At 61.5% G+C, this 3,857-nt stretch carries 3 protein-coding genes and 1 tRNA gene; all 4 read left to right on the top strand.

What is annotated here, in order from left to right:
• The first annotated feature begins 121 nt into the window (after positions 1-121).
• The 4 genes from A3714_RS01340 (at position 122) to A3714_RS01325 (ending at position 3,855) form a co-directional block, all read left to right on the top strand.
• Positions 122-190 (top strand) — tRNA-OTHER (locus A3714_RS01340).
• A 318-nt stretch (positions 191-508) separates the two neighbouring features.
• Positions 509-754, top strand: a complete 246-nt coding sequence (locus A3714_RS01335; RefSeq protein ID WP_063508651.1) for an OadG family protein — start codon at positions 509-511, stop codon at positions 752-754.
• 13 nt (positions 755-767) lie between these two features.
• Positions 768-2,564, top strand: coding sequence for a sodium-extruding oxaloacetate decarboxylase subunit alpha (gene oadA, locus A3714_RS01330; protein ID WP_063508650.1), 1,797 nt, complete (start codon positions 768-770; stop codon positions 2,562-2,564).
• Positions 2,557-3,855: a sodium ion-translocating decarboxylase subunit beta gene (locus A3714_RS01325; protein WP_063508649.1), complete on the top strand. Its 1,299-nt coding sequence runs from the start codon at positions 2,557-2,559 to the stop codon at positions 3,853-3,855. Before oadA ends, A3714_RS01325 begins: the two co-directional genes overlap by 8 nt.
• The last annotated feature ends 2 nt before the right edge of the window (positions 3,856-3,857 follow it).

Here is a 3,857-nt window from a genome sequence, read left to right as displayed (position 1 = left end):
TTATACTGTTATTAAGGACAGTATATTGGGTTGCCGAGACAGCATCAAAGTTCCTTTAAGTCATTGATGCATAAGGCCACAAACAGGCAGTAATTTTATGCCGGAATCATTGTAAGGCGCTGTATTTTCAGTTTTGTAATGCTGGCTACGAACCAGTAGGTCGGGGGTTCGAATCCTCCCCGGTGCGCCATATCCCTAAAAGGGCCCGCTAACTAGCGGGCCCTTTTTCGTTTCGGGCTGGCACAAATTAACGCCCGCCATCTCCCCTCCGTAGTGGTCTGGTACCGTTTGGGCCACGCCAATTGATCAAATCAATCACCCGCCCTGTACACTGGCCTCATTGCAGGTTGTCGACAATCCCTCTACATTCCCAGAAATCGACGATAGAGACTCGGAGTGCTGCCGAATAACCCTGGGAGCTTTCCTGTGACGCCCGCTGACTCGGCAGGCCGTCCCCCTCTCGCCTGCGGTGACACAAACCGCCACCGGAACCGTAAAGGAGTGTTCCATGAACACACTGATGGCCCAGGGCCTGGAGCTCATGCTGATCGGCATGGGTGTAGTCTTTTCCTTTCTGATTATTCTCGTGGCCGTAACGTCGTTAATGTCGTTGCTGGTGAAACGCTTCGGGCAAGCGCCAGCCGTGAGTCCCGCCGCGACAACGACCGCAGCACCCGCCGGAGACATGCCGTCCCCCGCGGTGATCAAGGCCATTGAAAAGGCGGTGCGTCAGCACCGGCAGTCCCAGCAATAACCGGAATTTTTCCATGAGTGATCTCAAGCCTCTGGGCATCACCGATGTGGTGCTGCGCGACGCGCATCAGTCCCTCTTCGCCACACGCATGCGTCTGGACGACATGCTGCCCATTGCCGCAGAACTGGACGACATTGGATTCTGGTCCCTGGAATCCTGGGGCGGCGCCACCTTTGATGCCTGCATCCGTTATCTGGGCGAAGACCCCTGGGAGCGTATCCGCGAACTGAAAAAGGCCATGCCCAACACGCCGCAACAGATGTTGCTGCGCGGACAGAACCTGCTGGGCTACCGCCACTACGCCGACGATGTGGTCGACGCCTTTGTGGAACGCGCCGCCGAAAACGGCGTGGACGTGTTCCGGGTGTTCGATGCCATGAACGACATGCGCAACATCGAGCGCGCCATCGCCGCCGTGATCAAGCAGGGAAAACATGCACAGGGCACCATCGCCTACACCGTCAGCCCGGTGCATACCCTGGATATGTGGGTAGAGCAGGGCAAGGTGATCGAACAGATGGGCGCCCACTCCGTGGCCATCAAGGACATGGCCGGCCTGCTGCGCCCCAATGTGGCCTTTGAGCTGGTCAGCCGCCTCAAGCAGACGCTGTCCATTCCGGTGCACATGCAGTGCCATGCCACTACGGGTCTTTCCACTGCGACCGCACTGAAAGCGGCCGAGGCCGGCATCGATAATGTGGACACCGCCATCTCGTCCATGTCCATGACCTACGGCCACAGCCCCACCGAGTCCGTGGTGGCCATGCTGGAGGGCACCGACCGGGATACCGGCCTGGATCTGAAAAAACTCAATCGTATCGCTGGCTACTTCCGTGAAGTGCGCAAGAAGTACGCCCAGTTTGAAGGCAGCCTGCGCGGTGTGGATGCCCGCATCCTGGTGGCCCAGGTGCCCGGCGGCATGCTCACCAATATGGAAAGCCAGCTGAAAGAGCAGGGCGCCACCGACCGCTTCGACGAAGTGCTGCAGGAAATTCCCGCCGTGCGCGAAGACCTGGGCTTTATTCCCCTGGTCACGCCCACCTCCCAGATCGTTGGCACCCAGGCAGTGCTCAATGTGCTATCGGGTGAACGCTACAAGGCACTGAGCAAGGAAACCCGTGGCGTACTGCGCGGCGAATACGGCGCGGCGCCGGCAGCCTTCAATCCGGAGTTGCAGGCCCGTGCCCTGGACGGTGATGAGCCTGTTACCTGCCGCCCCGCCGACCTGATCGATGACGAAATGGACAGCCTGATCAGTGAAGTGGAAACCCTGGCCAGCGAGAAAGGGCTGCAACTGGCGGACGGCAAGCGCCGCATCGATGATGTGCTTACCTATGCGCTGTTTACGCAAATCGGCCTGCGGTTTCTGGAGCATCGTGGTGACCCCTCCGCGTTCGAGCCGGTGCCCGACGGCAAGGCGCTGCCTGTTGCCGGCAACAGCGACGGTGTTTATACCGTGGAAGTGGAGGGTCGGGAGTACACCGTCAAAGTCAGTGACGGTGGTGACGTGACCGGCATCAAGGCCCTGGGCGAAAGCGCAGGGGCTGGCCAGCCCAACCCGCCGGTGGTCCACAACCCGTCCCAGAGCACACCGATCCCGGCGCCCCTGGCGGGCAATATCTTCAAAGTGCTGGTGAAGCCCGGGGACCGGGTTACCGAAGGGCAGAAGATCATGGTGCTGGAAGCCATGAAAATGGAAACCGACGTGTCCAGCCCGGAAGCGGGCATCGTTACCGAGATGGCGGTGAAAGAGGGTGATGCGGTTACCGTCGGCCAGACCCTGATTAGCCTGGAGCCTGCCCATGGATAAACTGGAGACGCTCTGGCACAGCACCGGCCTGTTTCATCTGTCCGGGGGGCAGCTGATCATGCTGCTGGTCTGCCTCGGCCTGCTGTGGCTGGCCATCAACAAGAAATTCGAGCCGCTGCTGTTATTGCCTATCGGCTTTGGCGGCCTGCTGGCCAACATCCCCGTGGCCGGGCTGGCGGAATCCGCCATCAGCCAGGCCATGCACTTCGGCAGCCAGGATCTGCTCGCCAGCATGGCCCAGGTGCTGGGCATGGATGCCGATGCCGGGCGAGAAGCGCTCTATAAAGCCGCTGAAGGCGCCGGGCCGGCCATACAGGACCAACTCCACCATCTGGCGCAAAAAGCCAACTACGGCGATGGCATCCTCTACCTGATCTACACCGTAGGCCTGATGACCGGCATCTTCCCGCTGCTGATCTTCATGGGCGTGGGCGCCATGACCGACTTCGGCCCGCTGCTGGCCAACCCGCGCACCCTGTTGCTGGGCGCCGCAGCCCAGTTCGGCATCTTCGCGGCCCTGCTGGGGGCCCTGGCGCTGAACTACCTGGGCATGGATTTCTCCCTGGCGGATGCGGCGGCCATCGGCATCATCGGCGGCGCGGACGGCCCCACGTCCATTTACGTGACCACCAAGCTGGCCCCGGAACTACTCGGTGCCATCGCCGTGGCGGCCTATTCCTACATGGCCCTGGTGCCGATCATTCAGCCCCCCATCATTCGCGCCCTCACCACCGCCAAGGAACGCACCATCAAGATGGAGCAGCTGCGGCCGGTGAGCCAGACGGAAAAGATTCTCTTCCCCATTCTGCTGCTGGTGCTGGTGGCGTTGGTATTACCCGACGCAGCGCCGCTGCTGGGCATGTTCTGCCTGGGTAACCTGATGAAGGAATCCGGTGTGGTCAGCCGTCTGGTGGACACCACCAGCAACGCGCTGATCAATATCGTCACCATCATGCTGGGCCTGGCGGTGGGCGCAAAACTCAGCGCCGAACAGTTCCTGGTCATGGAAACCCTGGGCATCCTGGTGCTGGGCCTGGTGGCCTTCATGATCGGCACCGCCACCGGCGTGCTCATGGCCAAACTGCTCAACCGCCTCAGCCACCACCCGGTCAACCCCATCATCGGCGCCGCCGGCGTGTCCGCCGTGCCCATGGCTGCCCGCGTGGCCAACAAGGTGGGCCTGGAAGCCAACCCCCACAACTTCCTGCTCATGCACGCCATGGGCCCCAACGTGGCCGGCGTCATCGGCTCCGCCGTCGCCGCCGGCGTCCTCCTCAACTTCGCCGGCTAACC

This window comes from Alcanivorax sp. HI0007 (genome assembly GCF_001635525.1).
Classification (GTDB): domain Bacteria; phylum Pseudomonadota; class Gammaproteobacteria; order Pseudomonadales; family Alcanivoracaceae; genus Alcanivorax.
This window is presented reverse-complemented; position numbering and strand designations above follow the sequence as displayed.